General features: G+C 68.5%; 18 protein-coding genes. 2 read left to right on the forward strand and 16 right to left on the reverse strand.

Features of this window, described 5'->3' with window-relative positions:
• Window position 1 precedes the first annotated feature (1 nt).
• The 14 genes from HDA40_RS22110 to HDA40_RS22175 all read right to left on the reverse strand — a co-directional run bounded on the left by HDA40_RS22110 (window position 2) and on the right by HDA40_RS22175 (window position 14,028).
• Window positions 2-742: a glycerophosphodiester phosphodiesterase gene (locus HDA40_RS22110; protein WP_253758923.1), complete on the reverse strand. Its 741-nt coding sequence runs from the start codon at window positions 740-742 to the stop codon at window positions 2-4.
• Window positions 742-1,068 carry a rhodanese-like domain-containing protein gene (locus tag HDA40_RS22115; RefSeq protein WP_253758925.1) on the reverse strand — a complete coding sequence of 109 codons (327 nt, stop codon included), beginning with the start codon at window positions 1,066-1,068 and terminating at the stop codon, window positions 742-744. The genes HDA40_RS22110 and HDA40_RS22115 overlap by 1 nt, the downstream gene beginning before the upstream one ends.
• 17 nt (window positions 1,069-1,085) lie before the next feature.
• Window positions 1,086-2,135 (reverse strand): LCP family protein, encoded by a 1,050-nt coding sequence (locus HDA40_RS22120; RefSeq protein ID WP_443671302.1) that lies wholly within the window; start codon window positions 2,133-2,135, stop codon window positions 1,086-1,088.
• Between the two features lie 128 nt (window positions 2,136-2,263).
• Window positions 2,264-3,508: an LCP family protein gene (locus tag HDA40_RS22125; protein WP_253758927.1), complete on the reverse strand. Its 1,245-nt coding sequence runs from the start codon at window positions 3,506-3,508 to the stop codon at window positions 2,264-2,266.
• 178 nt (window positions 3,509-3,686) lie between these two features.
• Window positions 3,687-4,955, reverse strand: a complete 1,269-nt coding sequence (locus HDA40_RS22130) for an LCP family protein (RefSeq protein ID WP_253758929.1) — start codon at window positions 4,953-4,955, stop codon at window positions 3,687-3,689.
• A 203-nt stretch (window positions 4,956-5,158) separates the two neighbouring features.
• On the reverse strand, window positions 5,159-6,805 hold the full coding sequence (locus tag HDA40_RS22135; RefSeq protein WP_253758931.1) for a monocarboxylic acid transporter: 1,647 nt from the start codon (window positions 6,803-6,805) through the stop codon (window positions 5,159-5,161).
• Complete coding sequence (locus HDA40_RS22140) at window positions 6,802-7,149, reverse strand: DUF485 domain-containing protein (protein WP_253758932.1); 348 nt, start codon at window positions 7,147-7,149, stop codon at window positions 6,802-6,804. The genes HDA40_RS22135 and HDA40_RS22140 overlap by 4 nt, the downstream gene beginning before the upstream one ends.
• A gap of 137 nt (window positions 7,150-7,286) precedes the next feature.
• Complete coding sequence (locus HDA40_RS22145) at window positions 7,287-7,799, reverse strand: flavin reductase family protein (protein WP_253758934.1); 513 nt, start codon at window positions 7,797-7,799, stop codon at window positions 7,287-7,289.
• A gap of 154 nt (window positions 7,800-7,953) precedes the next feature.
• Window positions 7,954-8,502 (reverse strand): hypothetical protein, encoded by a 549-nt coding sequence (locus HDA40_RS22150; RefSeq protein WP_253758936.1) that lies wholly within the window; start codon window positions 8,500-8,502, stop codon window positions 7,954-7,956.
• A 29-nt stretch (window positions 8,503-8,531) separates the two neighbouring features.
• Window positions 8,532-9,731, reverse strand: a complete 1,200-nt coding sequence (locus tag HDA40_RS22155) for an ABC transporter permease (protein WP_253758938.1) — start codon at window positions 9,729-9,731, stop codon at window positions 8,532-8,534.
• On the reverse strand, window positions 9,722-10,489 hold the full coding sequence (locus HDA40_RS22160) for an ABC transporter ATP-binding protein (protein ID WP_253758941.1): 768 nt from the start codon (window positions 10,487-10,489) through the stop codon (window positions 9,722-9,724). The genes HDA40_RS22155 and HDA40_RS22160 overlap by 10 nt, the downstream gene beginning before the upstream one ends.
• Entirely contained in the window at window positions 10,486-11,655 is a 1,170-nt protein-coding gene (locus HDA40_RS22165; protein ID WP_253758943.1) for an efflux RND transporter periplasmic adaptor subunit, read from the reverse strand. The genes HDA40_RS22160 and HDA40_RS22165 overlap by 4 nt, the downstream gene beginning before the upstream one ends.
• A 64-nt stretch (window positions 11,656-11,719) precedes the next feature.
• Complete coding sequence (locus HDA40_RS22170) at window positions 11,720-13,300, reverse strand: sensor histidine kinase (RefSeq protein WP_253758945.1); 1,581 nt, start codon at window positions 13,298-13,300, stop codon at window positions 11,720-11,722.
• Window positions 13,301-13,302: 2 nt separating this feature from the next.
• A complete protein-coding gene (locus HDA40_RS22175; RefSeq protein ID WP_253758947.1) occupies window positions 13,303-14,028 on the reverse strand; it encodes a response regulator transcription factor in 726 nt (241 codons plus the stop codon).
• Between the two features lie 349 nt (window positions 14,029-14,377).
• Between HDA40_RS22175 and HDA40_RS22180 the strand changes: the two genes are divergently transcribed.
• Window positions 14,378-15,109: a serine hydrolase gene (locus tag HDA40_RS22180; protein WP_253758949.1), complete on the forward strand. Its 732-nt coding sequence runs from the start codon at window positions 14,378-14,380 to the stop codon at window positions 15,107-15,109.
• A 104-nt stretch (window positions 15,110-15,213) separates the two neighbouring features.
• On the opposite strand, the gene HDA40_RS22185 is transcribed toward HDA40_RS22180, so the two are convergent.
• A complete protein-coding gene (locus tag HDA40_RS22185; RefSeq protein WP_253758951.1) occupies window positions 15,214-15,792 on the reverse strand; it encodes a hypothetical protein in 579 nt (192 codons plus the stop codon).
• Between the two features lie 176 nt (window positions 15,793-15,968).
• On the opposite strand from HDA40_RS22185, the gene HDA40_RS22190 reads away from it, so the two are divergent.
• Window positions 15,969-16,910 (forward strand): efflux RND transporter periplasmic adaptor subunit, encoded by a 942-nt coding sequence (locus tag HDA40_RS22190; RefSeq protein ID WP_253758953.1) that lies wholly within the window; start codon window positions 15,969-15,971, stop codon window positions 16,908-16,910.
• 115 nt (window positions 16,911-17,025) lie between these two features.
• On the opposite strand, the gene HDA40_RS22195 is transcribed toward HDA40_RS22190, so the two are convergent.
• On the reverse strand, window positions 17,026-17,655 hold the full coding sequence (locus HDA40_RS22195; RefSeq protein ID WP_253763728.1) for a TetR/AcrR family transcriptional regulator: 630 nt from the start codon (window positions 17,653-17,655) through the stop codon (window positions 17,026-17,028).
• Between the last annotated feature and the right edge of the window lie 92 nt (window positions 17,656-17,747).

A 17,747-nucleotide genomic window follows, 5' to 3' on the forward strand; every position in this document is an offset into this window, starting at 1 on the left:
GCTATACCCCTAGATAGGAGCGCACCTCACCCGGCCGGTCGGTGATGACGGCGTCGACCCCGAGGCTCACCACGAGATCCACGTCCCGTAGCTCGTTCACCGTCCAGACGTAGATGTCGTTGCCCTGCGCCTTCAGGCGGCGTACCAGGTCGGGGCGGCGGCGGACCAGTTCCAGCCCCGGACCGGCGATCCGCGCCCCGAACGGCAGCCGGCTCGGCTTCAGGCCCGGCGGGATCAGGTCCATCAACTGCACGCGCGGGAGCGCGGGAGCGAGGGCCCGCACTCGGCGTACCGCCAGGGGAGAGAAGGACATCACGGTGACCTGCACCGGCGCGTCCTCCCGGGGGCGGTCGAGACCGTGCTTGCGCAGCAGCGCGAGCAGGCGCAGCTCGACGGCCTTGCCGTAGCGGTTGGGGTGTTTGGTCTCGACCAGCAGCCGGACCGGGCGGTCCGCGCCCCGCGCCAGCTCGATCAGGTCGTCGAGGGTGAGGATCGGCTCGCCGCCGAAGTCGACGTCGCGCAACTGCGCGAGCGACCGCTGCGAGACCGGCCCGCGCTGGTCGCTCGTGCGGTCCAGCGTCCGGTCGTGGATCAAGACCAGATGCCCGTCGCGGCTGAGCCGCACGTCGCACTCCAGTCCGTCGGCCCCGTCCGTCAAGGCCTTCTCGTACGCCGACCGGCTGTGTTCCGGGTACGCGGCCGAAGCCCCACGATGCGCGATGACCAAGGGGATCTGTCGCACTAGAGGACCCGGGCCGGCTGACCGTCTTCGCTGACCATCGGGCGGCCGCCGGCGGCCCAGTCGAGCATCCCGCCGTCGAGGTTGACGACGTTGTCGTAGCCCTGCTGCTGGAGGTACGCGACGACCTGGCCGGACCGGCCGCCGGAGCGGCAGACCACCACGACGTCGCCGTCGCGGGGGATCTCCGCCAGCCGGACCGGGACCTCCATCATCGGCAGGTGCACAGCGTCCGGGGCGTGCCCGGCCGACCACTCGTCAGGCTCCCGGACGTCGAGCAGGTACGCACCGGCCGGCAGCTGGCCGGCGTCGATCACTGGAATCCGCACGGTTCCAGGCTAGCCGCCTAGAGCGGGTTGACCCACTTCGGATGGGCGGCCGCCCAGGTCTGCAGGTCGGCGGCCCGCAGCGCGACGAACAGGCTCGGCGCCTCGCCGCTGAGGAAGACGTAGGACACGTCGCCGACCATGTCGGGATAGCTCGGCACCTTGATCCCGGTCAGGTCGGCGGGGCCGAGCCTGTGCAGGCCGAACAGCAGGTCGGTCAGCGATCGGCCGCCGGTGTCGACGGTCAGCGTGCTGCCCACCGCCCGGAGGAGCTGGTCGAGCTTCAGCGGGTTGTACGCCAGCCCGCTGTCGCCGGCCCGCTGGAGGATCGCCTTGAGCAGCTGCTGCTGGTGGCGCTGGCGGTCGTAGTCGCCGTCAGGCAGCCCGTACCGCTGCCGCGAGTAGTCGAGGGCGTCCGCGCCGTTCATGCGTACGCACCCGACCTTGAACACCTTGTCGGTGTGGATCGACTGGACCTGGTGGTCGACGCAGAGGTCCACCCCGCCGAGCAGGTCGATCACCCGCTGGAAGCCGGAGAACTCGATGATCGCGGCGCCGTCGAACTTCACGCCGGTCAGCTTGGTCAGCGTCGCCGAGAGCAGCTGGACGCCGCCGTTGCCGCCGCCCCCGTAGGAGAAGGCCGCATTGATCTTGTCGCTGCCGCCCTCGAACCCCGCCTTCCGGTCCGCCGGGATCTCCACCTGCAGATCGCGCGGGATCGAGAGGAGACTGACCTTCGTCAGGTCCGCGTTCACCTGGGCGATGATGATCGTGTCGGAGCGCTGACCGGCGTCCGGCGACCAGGATCGCTTGTCCGACCCGATGAGCAGGAAGTTGAGCGGCCCGTGCAGCGGAGCCTGCCGGAACCGCACCCGGGGATCGGCTCCCGTCTCGTCCGGCCGCGACGCGCTCGACAGCAGGTCGCCTCGGGTGACGCTGGAGTCGTAGCGATGGATCATGAGCCGCACCGCGGCGGCCCCGCCGACACCGAGCAGGAACGTCAGGACGGCAGCGGCGGCGATGATGATCGGCCATCGGCGCAGCAGACGATCGGAGCGGTGCGATGGCACGGTCGGACGTCCAATCTGGGCCCAGACCGCGGGTGCTCCCCGCCTCCGACCTGGGCTCTCGCAGTCAGATTAAGGCGAGAGCCCGCCACCCAGCGGGGGAATTGCGTAACTTTTTCGGCTAGATGCCGCTATTGCCCGGTTTTATCGGGGATGAGGTATTCGGGGTTGTCGGTGATGAAGTCCCCGAGCCGGTCGTCCGACGCCGCCTTGAACATGTCCTTCGTGCCCTGGGTGATGCCCTCGCCGCTGCCGAAGTCGGACTTGGCGTAGGTGCCGGCGTTCGTCTTGAGCGCGATGAGGTCGGACCCGGCGAGCGACTTGAGCGTGAAGATGAAGTCGTCGAGCGGTACGCCGTTGGTGTCCATCTTCAGCGAGGCGCCCGCCGCCTTGATCAGCTCACTCAGCTTGAGCGGGTTGGTGATGACACCGGCGCTGGTGGCCTTCTTCGCCATCGACTTCAGCAGCTGCTGCTGGTGCTTCTGGCGGTCGTAGTCGCTGTTCGCCAGGCCGTAGCGCTGCCGGGAGAAGTCCAGCGCCTCCCAGGCGGCCATGTTGCGGCACCCCGCCTTGTGGATCCAGCTGTTCGAGAGCTTGTGGTCGCCGTTGTAGCTGTAGTACTGCGGCTCGCCCTTCTTGTTCTTGATGTAGTGACTGGACCAGGTGTCCTTCTCCACGCACATGTAGACGCCGCCCATCGCCTGGATGACGTTCTTGAAGCCGTTGAAGTCGATCACCACGACGCCGTCGAACTTCAGGCCGGTGAGCTGCTCGACGGTCTTCTTCATCAGACCGGCGCCGCCCTGCCAGCCCTGGCCGCGCTGCGAGCCGAAGTAGTACGCGGCGTTGATCTTGTCGTGTGCGGTGCCGTTGTAGTTGGCCTTCTTCCAGCTCGGAATGGCCACTTCGGCGTCACGCGGGATCGAGATCAGGTACGCCTGGTCGTGCGTCGCCGGGATGTGCAGGATGATGATCGTGTCGGCGCGGGACGTGTTCGCGGCCCAGCCGTCGCGGGTGTCGAGACCGAGCATCAGGATGTCGATCGGGCCCTTCAGCGCCGTCCGCGCGTCCTGCTTCTCGACCTTCGCCCCGTCCTCGGACACCGTGCCGGTCTCGATCGAGCTGGTCAGGTCGCCCATCAGGGACTTCGCCACGGCTACGCCGCCGAAGCCGACCAGGGTGACGACCGCGCCCAGCACCAGGATCAGCTTGGTCCAGAGCGGGCTGCGGACCTTTTTCTTCTTCTTCGGCTTCAGGTTGTGACCGCCGGACCGGCCGCCGCGCGAGTCCTGGTCGGGGGAGCCGTAACCATAGGGGTCGTCGTCGGGATAACCACTCCCCGCCGACGAGCGCCGGCTGCTGGTCTTCGACGGCATGCGACTCCCCTAGCTTCGGTTGTTCTCGTGGCCGGGCCCCGAGGCCACTGGCCGATCACCATAGACAAGCTGTATTACGGTTCGCCACCCCATGAGGATCGATATGGGGCGGCTTACGGCAGTTGCCCAAAAAGTCGCGCCGTTCGGCCGAGTCCGCCTTGATGCCCGCTGAACACTTTCAGGAAGCAGACGGGGAGCTTGTCGCATTCGCCTTCACGTACGCATCGAGCTTGTCCTTGGCCATCGCGTCGTAGAGGGCGAGCGCCTTCGTCTTGTCGGAGACCACGACGCTTTCGCCGTCACGCATCGCGCTGCCCAGGTTGGGGCTGGTGAGGAAGGTCAGCTTGTCGCTGCTCATGCTGCGGAACTGCAACACCATGTCGGTCAACGCGAAGTCCTTGTCCACCGTCACGGCCTTGGTCAGCGTCTGGAGGAAGGCGTTCAGCTTCCCGGGGTTGGCCATCACGCCGGCACTGGTCGCCTTGTCCAGCATCGCCTTCAGCAGCGCCTGCTGGTGGCGCATGCGGGCGAAGTCGCCGTCCGGGAACTGCTTGCGCTGCCGCACGTAGTCCAGCGCCTCGGCCCCGTTGAAGTGCCGGTTGCCCTTCTCGAACGTCCGGAACGGCTTGTGGATCGACTTGATCGTCCGGTCGACCTTCATGTCGACGCCGCCGAGCGCGTCCACGACCTCCTTGAGGCCGCCGAAGTCGATCGAGACCACGTGGTCGATGCGCACTCCGGAGTAGTTCTCCACCGTCTGAACGGCCATCGGCAGTCCACCCCACGCGAACGAGGCGTTGATCTTCGCGTACGTGTCGCCGTATTGCGCGCCGGGCGTCTTCGGGATGTAGACGTAGAGGTCACGCGGGATGGACACCAGGTACGCGTGCTGGTGGTCGGCCGAGACGTGGACGATCACGATCGTGTCGGCGCGCCAAGAACTGGCCTGCGACATGTCGGTGTCCGGGTCCCGGGAGTCGCTGCCCACGAGCAGGATGTTCATCGCGCCGTCGACCGTCTTCAGCGGACGGTCGCCGACGATCGAGGAGAACGGGTCGGTCTTCTGCAGCTTGCTGTTGAGGTTGACCCCGTAGAGCCACACGCCGCCGCCGATCAGCAGGGCGAGGACGAGCCCGAGACCGCCCAGGACCAGGGCGATCCGACCCCAGCGCGGCTGGACCTTGCGCTTCGGCTGGCCGTAGGTCCCGCCGCCGCCCCCGGCCGGGGGACGGGCGGACCCGCCGGCGCCGCTGCCGCGACCCTCGCCCGGCCGGCTCGACCCGGACCGGTAGGAGCCGCGCGAGGAGCCCGACCGACCTCCGGACACGCTCGCCCGGCCGCTCGTGCGGCCACCGTCGCGGGAACCCTCGGGCGGGGTGGCCCCGTCACCGTCGTCGCCGTTCGGCTTGCGAGGGCGGCCGTAGACACCGCCGGAAGAGTTCGCCATGCCCCCAGGGTACGTACGCGTGCGACACCCAGGCCGGTAGCGACGCGACCTCGGCACACCTTCTCACCTCGCCGACCAGCGAAAAGCCGGGCGGCGGAGAAGATCTCCACCACCCGGCTTGACAGCTATCCGACGGTGCCCAGCCTGCGGCGGCTCCGGCTACGAACACTCCGGAAGGGTGCCGCCGGACGAACTGTCGGCTCTCAGTGCGCGCCCGCGCCGGTCAGCGACCGGACCTCCAGCTCGGCGTACCGGGCGTCGTCGGCCTTCTCACTGGAGAGCATCGTCGCGAGCCAGCCGAAGAAGAACCCGAGCGGGATCGAGATGATGCCGGGGTTCTGCAACGGGAACCAGGCGAAGTCGGCGTCCGGGAACCAGGACGTCGGCAGGCTGGAGACGACCGGGGAGAAGGCGACGAGCAAGACCGCCGACCCCAGGCCGCCGTAGATCGCGGCGGTCGCCCCGACGGTGTTGAACCTCTTCCAGAACAGGCTGAAGAGGATCGCCGGGAGGTTGCCCGACGCCGCCACCGCGAAGGCCAACGCGACGAGGAACGCCACGTTGAGCTTCTGCGCGAAGATCGCCAGGACGATCGAGATCGCCCCGATCACGAACGCGGAACTCCGGGCGACGTTGATCTCCTGGCGCTCCGTCGCCTCACCGCGGCGCAGCACGTTGGCGTAGAAGTCGTGGGCGACCGACGAGGACGAGGCGAGAGTCAGGCCCGCGACCACCGCGAGAATGGTCGCGAAGGCCACCGCGGCGATGATCGCGAGCAGCGACGCCCCGCCGACGTCCCCGCCCAGGAACCGCTTGCCCAGGGCCTGCGCGAGCTGAGGCGCGGCCGTGTTGCCGCCCGGGTCCTGCGCGACGATGTCCTTGCTGCCCACGAGCGCCGCGGCGCCGAAGCCGAGAGCCAGAGTGAGCAGGTAGAACGAGCCGATGATGCCGATCGCCCAGAGGACGCTCCGGCGCGCCGCCTTCGCGGTGGGCACGGTGTAGAAGCGGATCAAGATGTGCGGCAGACCCGCCGTGCCCAGCACCAGCGCTAGTCCGAGCGACAACAGATCCATCTTGTTGTAGAAGGTCTGTGTCGGATCACCCGCGACCTCCTTGCCGTACTTCAGGCCCGGCTCCAGGAACGCCGCGCCCTTGCCGGACTTCTCGGCCGCCGCGCCCAGCAGGTCCGAGAGATTGAACTTGTACGCCGCGAGCACGAGGATCGTCATGAGGATGGCGCCGCCCATGAGCAGAAACGCCTTGACGATCTGCACGTAGGTCGTGCCCTTCATGCCGCCGACGACCACGTAGACGATCATGAGCGCGCCGACGAGGAGGATGGTCGCGACCTTGGCGGTCTCCGCCGACATGCCGAGGAAGGTCTGCCCGGACTTGATGCCCAGCAGCAGCGCGACGAGCGAACCCGCGCCGACCATCTGGGCGATCAGGTAGAAGACGGAGACGGTCACGGTCGAGACGGCCGCCGCCGACCGCACCGGACGCTGGCGCATCCGGAAGGCGAGCACGTCGGCCATCGTGTACCGGCCCGCGTTCCGCAGGAACTCCGCGACCAGCAGCAACGCCACCAACCAGGCGACGAGGAAGCCGATGGAATAGAGGAATCCGTCGTAGCCGCTGAGGGCGATGATGCCGGCGATGCCGAGGAAGGAGGCGGCGGACATGTAGTCGCCGCCGATCGCCATGCCGTTCTGGAACGCCGAGAACGACCGGCCGCCCGCGTAGAAGTCGGTGGCGGTGCGGGTCTGCCGGCTCGCCCAGATCGTGATCGCCAGGGTCACCGCGACCAGGACCACGAACAGGACGATCGTGAGGGTACGCGCGTTGGTCACTTCGTCTCCCCCTGGATCTCGGCCTCGACCTGGGTCTTGATGGCCTCCGCGGTGCCGTCCAGCTTGCGGTCGGCGAAGCGGGCGTACAGCCAGGCGATCAGGAAGGTGGAGAGGAACTGCAGCAGACCGAAGACGAGCGCGACGTTGACGTTGCCGAACAACACCGTGCCCATGAAGTCACGCGCGTACGCCGAGAGCAGCACGTACAGCGCGTACCAGAGGAAGAAGGCCGCCGTCATCGGGAAGATGAACCGGCGCAGCGTACGCCGCAGCCCGCTGAACTCGGGCGTCTGCTGGGCGCGCTCGTAGGGACTCTCATCGAGATGAGGTGGAGCCGTGGTCATTCCGATCACCGCCTGGGGGAGTGTGTTTGGCGGACCTTAGGGCGGCCCTTCCCCACGACGGAACGACGAATCTGGCATTGACCGGCGGTTGCGCCGAGCGGTCGCCCGGCTGCGCCGAGTGACCTGCACCACACCGTTCACCGCAGCTCGCGGTACCGCCCCCGGTGATGAAGCAGCGGGTCGGCGGCGGTGCCCAACCGAATCTCGTCGATGGTCGCCGCGACGAGCAACCCCCAGCCGAACGGCCGCACCTCGCCGACGGAGCACCCGGCGCTGGTCCGATCCGCACCCGGCACCGGGCCGTGCTCGCTCTGCACCCACCAGTCGTCCCGGAACAATCCGCCGGGCGCGGGCATCAGCCCGGCGAACCGGTCGGCGAGCTGCCGATCACTCGGCCCGAGCAGGGTCAGCACGAACCGGCCGGTGTCCTCGGCCGCCGACCAGAACTCCGACTCGTCGTCGACCAGCCCCAGGACGTGGCCGGGATCGCCGTCCGCGATGACAGCCGACGACACGGTGAGCCCTGCCCGGCCCCGGCCCTCGCCGGCCGTCCACAGGGTCACCGTCGACGCCATCCGGCCGCGCAGTCGGCGTACCGGGGAGCGCAGCGCGTCGGGGGTGGCGAACGGGTCCTCCGAGTGGATGGTCACCCGCCCATCTTCCCGCGCCGAACCCTCCCGCCACGCCGCGTCCCGGCTCCCGCCGCGTTGATCATGGAGTTGACTGCGGTCTCGACGGCGTGTCGGCACCGGAAACCCCATGATCAACGCGGCGAAGTGGCCGGCGGCGGCGTGCGTACAAGTGCTATTTGGTGGCGGTGATGGTGCCCGCGGTGATGGTGCCGTCCGAGCCGGTCTGACCCTGGACCGTGACCGAGGCGCCGGCCTTGAGGTCCTTGACCGTGATCGTCGAGGACGACTGCACCTTGGTGCTGTCGCTGACCTTGACGGTGACCACCGTGCCGTCGGTCAGCTCGACGTAGACCGTGTTGCCGTCGATCAGCTTGATCTTGCCGGTGGTGGCGTTGCGGGTGGAGTTGCCCGTGCCCTGCTGGCCGGTGCCGGCGCCCTGCTGGCCGAAGTTGCCGCCGCCCGGGAAGCCGTAGCCGCCGCCGGGGAACCCGTACGCGCCCCGATTGTTGCCGCCGCCCGGCGTGTTCGCGGTCGCCTCGGTGCCGCCGCCGACCTGGAGGCCGCCGATGAATCCGGCGACGACCAGGACCGCTCCCCCGAGGATGAGGGTGCTGCGGGTGAGCCAGGGCTTGCGCTCGGCCTTGGCCAGGCCGACGGCGAGGTCGTCGATCGGCGCGCTGGGGTCGTCGATCCCGGTCGCCTGGTCGCTGTGCTTGCTCATTAGCGCTTTCTCCTATTAATCCCGCGGCGTTACTCGTACCGCAGCGCGTCGATGGGTCGCAGACCGGCCGCCCGGCTGGCGGGGTAGCTGCCGAAGAACAGTCCGATCGCGACGGACACGCCCAGGGCCAGGAAGACCGAGCTGGGCACGATCACCGGGGTGATGCCGGTGATCTGGAAGTTCGCCCCGATGTACGCGCCCGCGACGCCGAGCAGGCCGCCGACCAGGGAGAGCATCGTGGCCTCCAGCAGGAACTGGGTGAGGATGACCCGCCGCGGCGCGCCGAGCGCCTTGCGGATGCCGATCTCCCGGGTCCGCTCGGTGACCGTGACCATCATGATGTTGGTGATGCCGATGCCGCCGACGATCAGCGAGATGCCGGCGACCGCCCCGAGCAGGGTGGTGAAGGTCTCCGCCGTCGCCGTACGCGTCTCCAGCAGCTGCGAGGCCGACCGGATCTGGTAAGGCGTGTTCGATGAGTTGGTGACGTGCATCTTCGTGTTCAGAATGGACGTCGCCTCGGCCTGCGCCGCGCTCACGGCGTCCGCGCTGACCGCCTCGATGACGATCGAGTTGATCGCGCCGTAGCCGGTGAGCGCCTTGCGGACGGAGTTGATCGGGGCGATCGCGGTGTCGTCCGGGTCGTTGAACCCGCTCGACCCCTTCTCCTCCAGTACGCCGATCACGGTGAAGATCTGGCCGCCGACGCTGACCTGTTTGCCGAGCGGATCCTCCGTGCCGAACAGCTCCTCGGCGGTCGTCGACCCGATGACCAGTACGCGATTCGCGTTGGTCAGGTCGTCCTCGGTGAACCACTCGCCCTTGGCGATCGTGGAGTTGTTCGCCTGAAGGTAGTCCCGGCTGGTGCCGGTGACGCTCGTGCTGTGGTCCGTGTCGCCGTAGGTCAGCGTCTGCGATGTGCTCACCACGGGCGAAACGCTCTTGATGTCGGGCGCGGCGTTCTTGTCCTGCAACGCCTCCACGATCGACATCGTCAGATCGGTGCTGTAGGTGGAGCTGCGTACCGCGCGCCCGCTGCTGACCGTCAGCGTGTTGGTGCCGAGGCTCTGCAGGCTCTCCTCGACCGCGACCTTCGAGCCGTTGCCGACCGCGACCAGCAGGATCACCGCGCCGACACCGATCAGGATGCCCAGCATCGTCAGGCCGGAGCGCAGCTTGTTCGCCCCGATGCCGCGCAGGGCGAATTTGAAGATCTCCATCAGGCCCATGGGGCTGCCTCCTGCACCGCGCGTTGCCGCACGTCGCTGATGATCTCGCCGTCCTTCAACCGGATCACCCGGCGGGCGTGGTGCGCGACCTCGTCCTCGTGCGTGATCAGCACGATCGTGCGGCCCTCGCGGTTGATCTCGTCCAGGACGCCCAGGACGTCCGTCGTCGACTTGCTGTCCAGGTTGCCCGTCGGCTCGTCGGCCAACAGCAACGCGGGCTGGCTCACCAACGCGCGGGCCACGGCCACGCGCTGCTGCTGACCACCCGACAACTGGTTCGGGTCATGATCCGCGCGATTGCCCAGACCGACCATCTCCAGCGCCGCCAACGCACGGGTACGCCGCTGGGCCGGCTTGACACCGGCGTACGCGAGCGGCAGTTCCACATTGGCCAGGGCGCTCGTCCGGGGGATGAGGTTGAAGGCCTGGAACACGAAGCCGATCCGCCGGTTGCGTACGAGGGCGAGCTGCTGATCGTTGAGCCGGCTGACGTCCACGCCGTCGAGGTGATAGGTCCCCGACGTCGGAATGTCCAGGCAGCCGAGGATGTGCATCAGGGTCGACTTGCCGGAGCCGGACGACCCCATGATCGCCACGTAGTCGCCGCGCTCGATGACCAGCGACACCCCGGCCAGCGCGTGCACCGTGGCTTCGCCTTCGCCGTACGTCTTGGTCAGGTCGTGCACCTCGATGACGGGCTTGCCGAGCGGGACGTTCCGCAGCCCGTCGAGTACTTGAGTCTGGTCGACGTCGCTCATCGGAAGCCTCCGCCGCCGCCGGCCGCGCCACCGGGGATCTGTCCGCCACCGGGGAACTGACCCCCGCCGGGGAACTGGTTGTTGGTGGTGGAGTTGGTGGTGACGGTCGCGATGACGACCTTCTCGCCCGCGGTCAGCCCCGACTTGATCTCCGTGTACGAGTCGCCCTCGACGCCGATGGTGACCGTCCGGGTCTCCTGGGCGCCGCTGTCGTTCACCACGGTCACGGTCTTGAGGTTGCCAGCCGACTTGACCGCCGCGGCGGGCACGTAGAGCACGTTCTCGACCTTGCTCACCACGACGCTGATCGACACCGACTGGCCGAGCTTGGCCCCGGTCGGCACCGTGTTCAGACTGATCACGATCGGGTAGGAGGTGACGCCGCCGCTCGTCGTGGAGGTCGGCGAGATCGTGGTGACCAGGCCCTCGGCCGTCGTGTTGGCCAGCGCGTTCCAGGTGACCTGCGCGCTCTGCTTCAGCTTGAGCCGGGTGGCGTCGGACTCCGGCACGCTGGCCGAGACCTGCAGCTTGTCCATGTCGGAGAGCACGATGAAGGCGCTGGAACCACTGCTCGACGAGGTCGAGTTGCCGCCGCTGCCGCCCGAGCTGCTCGACGAGCCGGCGGAGGAGCCGCCGACCGTGCCGTTCATCGCCGTGACCGTGCCCGCCATGCCCGCCTTCAAGGTGGTGCCGTCCTGGGCCCGCTTGGCGCTGTCGTACGCGTTCTGCGCGCTGGTCACCGACCGCTGCGCCTGCTCGACCTGATCGGAGTCGTCGTCGAACTCGTCCTTCGCGTCCGCCAGCGCCGACTTGGCGTCGGTGAGGTTGGCCTTGGCCGTGGCGAGGCTCGCCGCCGTCTCGGTGCTGTCGACCGTCGCGAGCACCTGGCCCTTGGTCACCTTGTCGCCGACGGCGACCTTGATCGAAGTGACCGTCCCGGAGGTCACGAAGTTGTGGTTCATGGTGGTCGCACTGGCCACCGTGCCGCTAGCCGTGACGGACGCCGTGACCGTGCCCTGCGCGACGGTGCCGGTACGCGCGGTCGACGTGCCTGTCGAGCCTCCACCGTCCCCGTTGAGCAGCGTGTACGCCCACGCGCCACCACCGACCAGCAACGCGCTGAGCACGCTGTTGACCAGGAAAGTACGCCGTCGCCAGAATCGCATGGCGGCATGCTCGCGGGTCGCGCTCGATGGTGACTCGGCCGAATCTCGGAGCCAGCTCGGAATCCTAGGCGGGCAGGTCCATGAGCGGGAGCAACACCCGGAAGGTCGCACCCTTCCCCGGGCTCGTGTACAACTCCACCCGACCGCCGTGAGCCGCCACGATGGCCGCCACGATCGACAGCCCCAGACCCGATCCGCCCTGCGCCCGCGACCGGCCAGGATCGGCCCGGTAGAGCCGTTCGAAGATCCGCTCGGCGTGCTGCGGCGGTACGCCCGGTCCGCTGTCCTGAACTTCGAGGACGGCGACTCGCGTACCCACCGGCAGGGTCACGCCGACCGTGGCGACCGGCAAGGACGTGACTGCGGCGAGGTTCTCCTCAGCCACCCGGACCTCGACCTTGGCGTGCTCCGGCGTATGCCGGACGGCGTTGCTGATCAGGTTGGTGGCGACCTGGCGCAGCCGATGATCGTCCCCGATCACCGTCACCGGATCGAAGGACGTCAACGCCACGAACCGGGTGGGATTGCGTACGTGGGCGTCGCTGATCGTGTCGGCCGCGACGGCCAGCAGATCGACCGGCTGCGCCCGCAACGGCCGTTCCTCGTCGAGCGCGGCGAGCAGCAGCAGATCCTCGACGAGCAGCCCCATCCGGGCGGCCTCGTGCTCGATCCGCGACATCATCTCGCTCATCTCCGGGCCGCCCTGTGACCCCGTGCGCCGATACAACTCCGCGAAGCCACGGATCGAGGTCAACGGCGTACGCAGTTCGTGCGAGGCGTCGGCGAGGAACTGCCGCAGCTTCTGCTCCGACGCCGCCCGTGCGGCCAGCGCCGACTGGATGCGTTCGAGCATCGTGTTGAGGGCCAGCCCCAGCCGCCCGGCCTCGGTGTGCGGATCGGCGTCCGGTACGCGGCCGGCGACCAGCGAGTCGGCGGCGGTGCCCGACGGCGGATCGGCGCTCGCGATGGAGGTCGCGAGGTTCTCCATGCGAGTCAACGGCCGAAGCCCGATCTTGACCACGTACGCCGACCCGATCGCGAGGATCAGCAGGATCGCTCCGCTGACTCCGATGCCGAGCAGGAGCATCTGGTTGGCGGTGGCGTCGATCTTGTTCAGCGACTCGGCGGACAGGACATACATGGTCTTGTCCTTGCCGGTCGATCGGTCGAACATGGTCGCGTTCTTGACGACGACGCGGTACTTGCCGTCAGTCCCGTCGACGGTGAACGGCTTCCCATCGGCGCGCGCCTTGATCTGCGCGAAGTCTCCCAGCAGCGGAAGCTCGGTGGTGTCGACCGCGCCGAAGCCGCCGCGGCTGTCGCGCGTTCCGTCCTCGGAATACCGGGCCACCACGCGGCCCTCCTCCAGGGGCGGCGGGATCGGAGTGCCGTTGGTCCCGCCAGTGCTGCCATTGGAGCCGTTCGATCCCCAGTTCTGGGAGTTCCCGTAGCCCGGGCCGCCGTTACCGCCGAACTTGCTGAGCTGCTCGTCGAGCTTGTCGGTCAGATAACTCTTGATCAGGGAACTGGCCGCGACGTTGACCACCAGCAGAGCGACCCCCGCCATGAGGACGATCGCGACGACCATGCGCGACCGCAGCGTCCATTGACGCCACCGTCGCGGCCTCAGACGCTGAAGTCGCATGTTCAGGCTGCTTCCGCTCGGGGCAGGCGCAGGGCGTACCCGACGCCTCGGACGGTGTGGATCAGCGGCGGATCGATCTTGTCGATCTTCTTCCGCAGGTAGTAGACGTAGGACTCGACGATCCGGCCGTCGCCGCCGAAGTCGTAGCTCCAGACGCGGTCCAGGATCTGCGCCTTGCTGACGACCCGGCCCGCGTTGACCATCAGGTACCGCAGCAGGTTGAACTCGGTCGGGCTCAGCTCGACGAGCTTGCCGGCCCGGCGTACCTCATGGGCCTCCTCGTCCAGCTCGAGGTCGGCGTAGCGCAGGACGCCGTCGTCGTCGGAGGGCGAGTTGACCTGGCTGCGCCGCAGGATGGCGCGGATCCGCAGGACCACTTCCTCCAGGCTGAACGGCTTGGTCACATAGTCGTCCGCACCGACCGTCAGGCCGGAGATCCGGTCCTCGACGGACTGGCGCGCGGTGAGGAACAGCACGGGCGTGCCTCGGCCGTCGCCGCGCAGCTTGGACGCGATCTGGAAGCCGTCCATGTCCGGCAGCATGACGTCGAGCACGACGAGTTCCGGCTGGAACTCCTCGGCGATGATCAACGCGTCGCGGCCGTTCTCGGCGACCCGGACGTCGAAGCCCGTCAGCCGCAGGGTGGCCTGCAGCAGAGCGCAGATGTTCGGCTCGTCGTCGACGACGAGAACTCGGGTGGACCGAGCGGCCGCCTCTGTGTGTGTCACGTTCCTTCTCCTCACCAGCACCTCGCCTGGATCTCATGGTTGTAGCCGCCTGAGCTTGGAGAAACCTCGGAAGGTGCTGCGAGATTCTCAGCCTTCGCCAAGCTGGGCAAGGCACGTTTCTCGGGTGCAAAGCCGAAAACCCCTCTTATTCGCAGTAGGAGTCGCTTCGCTGGCCGCCGTGGTGGCGCTGGGCGTAGGCGTCGCCACCGCCCACAAGCCGTCCTCAACGGCAGATGTGAGTAGCACCACCTCCACCTCGACGTCGTCTGCGTCACCCTCTTCAGCGCCGGGGACGTCATCCACGTCACCGTCCACCGGGACGTCGTCAGCCGCAGCGGGTCAGGAAGGGGTGATCGACACCGCCGCCGTCGAGACGGCACTCTCGGCATACATCGACGCGCGGGGCGGCGATGCCGCGATCGCCGTGTACGACCGGACGACCGGAACGTCGGTGAGCGTCCGCGGCTCGGCGGAGTTCCAGACCGCGAGCATCGTGAAGGTCGACATCATCGCCGCCCGGATGCTGCAACGGCAGGCCGACGGCGAGAGCCTCAGCAGTCGGGAGAAGGGCTGGGCCGAGGCGGCGATCACCGCGAGCGACAACGACTCGGCCACGGCGCTGTTCAAGGCGATCGGCGGCCGGAGCGGACTGGCCGCGGCCAACACCACGCTGGGCCTGATGGAGACGACGCCGAGCAGCTCCTGGGGGATGACCACGACCACCGTGGACGACCAGGTCCGCCTGCTGAACGCGGTCAGCGACACCGACGGCCCGCTGTCGGCGGCGAACCGCGCGCTGCTTCAGGGCTGGATGGCGAACGTCATCGACGAGCAGCGGTTCGGGGTGACCGTGGGCGCCACGTCGACCGCGAGCGCCGTCTACGTCAAGGTCGGCTGGGTCGATCTGGACGACGAGGGCGGCCTTTACGCCACCAACTCGGTGGGGCGCATCGTCGAGGACGATCACGACTGGGTGATCGCCGTCCTCAGTGATCACAACCAGAGCTTGGGCACCGGCAGGACGCTCATCGACGGAATCGTCACGACGGCGATGGGTCTGCTGCGGTCCTCGGACGGGTGACGCCTGGCCGGAAAATAGCCTGCCCCGGCAGGCGCAGCACGGGGGAACCGGGCCTGTCGGGGCAGGAGCCTAGTGTGTAGCGAAGGGCTGCCGTCGCGCAAGTGTCAGTTTGTCGGACTGGCGCTGGGCTTGAGAACGGCGCAGGCCTTCTCGGCCGCGACCACCTTGGCGTCGGCGGTGTTCAGCGCCTGACCGTCCTGAATGGTCACTCCGTGCTCGGACATGCAGTTGCGGTACGCCGCGTTCCGGCCCTGGCCGCCACCCGGGCCGCCCTGGCCGTTGCCGAAGCCGCCCTGTCCGGTCGGCCGCAGCGACGAGCACTTCTCCTGCGCCTGGGCCCACTTCGTGGGATCGACGCCCTCCGGGACGAACCCGCCGTTGCCGCCGCCGGGGAAACCCTGGCCGCCGCCCGGGAACGCCGTGCCCGACGGGCGTACGGTCGGCCGGTTCGTGGGCATACCCGACGGCATGCCGGAGGGGAAATTCCGGCCGGACGGGCGGGTGCCGCCGCTGGGCAGCGTGACGCCGTTGTCCGACAGGCACTTCTGGTACGACGACATCGAGTCGGTGCCGGTGCTGCCGGAACCTCCGTCGTCGCCGGAACCGCCGCACGCCGCGAGGGCGAGCGCCGCCACCACGAGCGCCACCGAGCCGCCCAGGGTGCGCTTGATGTGTACCTTCATGACCACCTCCGCCCGGCAGCATCGAGAGACGACCTACGGGGATGCTCGGCGCAGCCTCAAACGCACCTCGGAATGTGTGGATCTGATCGGCGCAGAGCTTTGAGGTTGCTCCGAGGTGTCCCCAAGCACCCCCCGAGTACGCCTGGCGAGACTGCGGCACCATGCGAGGACATCGGATGCGTTGGATCGTGGCGGGCGTCGCGGCCGTGGCCGCGATCGGCGTGACGGGGACGATCATGCTCACCGGCGGCAGTACGCCGACGCCCACCGCGAGCGACCAGAAGGTCGAACGGGCCAGTAGCGGCGAGGTGACCGCGAAGGGCACGGTACAGCCGATCACCACGCAGAACCTGAGTTTCTCGGTCAGCGGCACGGTCAGTTCCGTCTCCGTCAAGGCCGGCGACACCGTCACGAAGGGCCAGGAGCTGGCCCGGATCGACCAGTCCGATGCCAAGGAGGCCGTCGCGACGGCCGAGGACGAGCTGGCCGACGCCAAGGCGTCGCTGACGGCGGTACAGGCGTCAGCGAGCGCCAGCCCGTCGGCGTGCGCCACCACTTCGACCGCGCGGCCCAGCACCTCCGGCGGAAGCGGGACGACCGGCTCCTCCAGCACCTCGAGTTCGTCCGCCGGAACCGGTGGCACCGGTGGCGGCGCGGCCGCCGACTGCGGCACCAAGACCGGGCAGACCCAGAACTTCATCTCGTCGATCCTGTCGGCGAAGCAGTCGGTGAACACGAAGTCCGCCGCCTTGGCCAAGGCGGAGCGGGAGCTGGCCGGCACGGTTATCACCGCACCGGTGGCGGGCAAGGTCCTGACCGTCTCCATCAAGGCCGGCGACACCGCGAAGAGCAACGTGATCTCGATCGGCGTCGTCTCCACCATGGTCGTGAAGGCGTCGTTCAGCGAGGCCGACATCGTCTCCCTGACGATGGGGCAGTCCGCGACGGTCACGCTGCCGGGCCACGACGGCGAGTACACCGCGAAGATCACGGAGATCGCACAGACCGGCGTGACGTCGAGCAACCTGGTGACCTACACCGTGGTGCTGACGTTCGACAAGGTCCCGGACGGCATCCTCATCGGACAGAGCGCGAACGTGACCGTCAGCGCGTCGTAGCCCGCTCGGTGCCCTCGGCCTACTCAGCCCACTCGCATCCGGGCCGCCTGACTCCGCGTCAGGCGGCCTGTGTCGTCCTGCCGTGGTCAGCTTTCGTCAGGCAGCCGTTCCTTTGTCAGGCAGCTGTTTCGTTGTCAGGCAGCCGCCCCTGTGTCAGGCGGCCCTCTCCGACGGGCTTCCACACCTCGCCGTCGAGCTGCCGCTCGGCGCCCAGCCAGATCGCGTTCATCAGCCGGGTCGCGGTGCGTTCGGGCTCCTCGTGCGGGGTGTCGACCAGCCGGTCCGCCAGCGCCTCGCCCGCACCGACCAAGGCCAGCGCCATCGCCTGCAGTTCGTCCGCCGGCACGTCCCGGCCGCGGGACCGCAACGCGTCGGCCAGCTTCTCCGCGATCACGGCGACCATCCCGCGCCGCATCCGAGCCAGCTCACCGGCGAACGGCTCACGCGTACGCGCCTGCCGGAACAGGACCGCCCAGCCGTCGCGGTTCGAGCCGACGTAGCTGAAGAAGCCGCGGAGCCCCCGCCACAGCTGCTCGTCCGGGGGGAGCTGCGGATCGACGACCCCGGCGACGGATGCCAGCAGCCGCCCGGCTTCCCGGCGCAGGCATGCCACGAACAACTCGTCCTTCGTGCCCAGGTACGCGTACACCATGGGCTTCGACACGCCGGCGCGCTCGGCGACCTCGTCCATCGTCGCGGCGTGGAATCCACGTTCGGCGAAGACCCGGACGGCGGCCTCGAGCATCTGTTGTTCCCGCACGCTGCGCGGCAGTCGTTTTCCCACGCTTGCCACCCTACCTACTCGCGCGTAAGGTTACGCACGAGTAAGTTATCAAG

This window comes from Hamadaea flava, assembly GCF_024172085.1.
GTDB classification, from domain to species: domain Bacteria; phylum Actinomycetota; class Actinomycetes; order Mycobacteriales; family Micromonosporaceae; genus Hamadaea; species Hamadaea flava.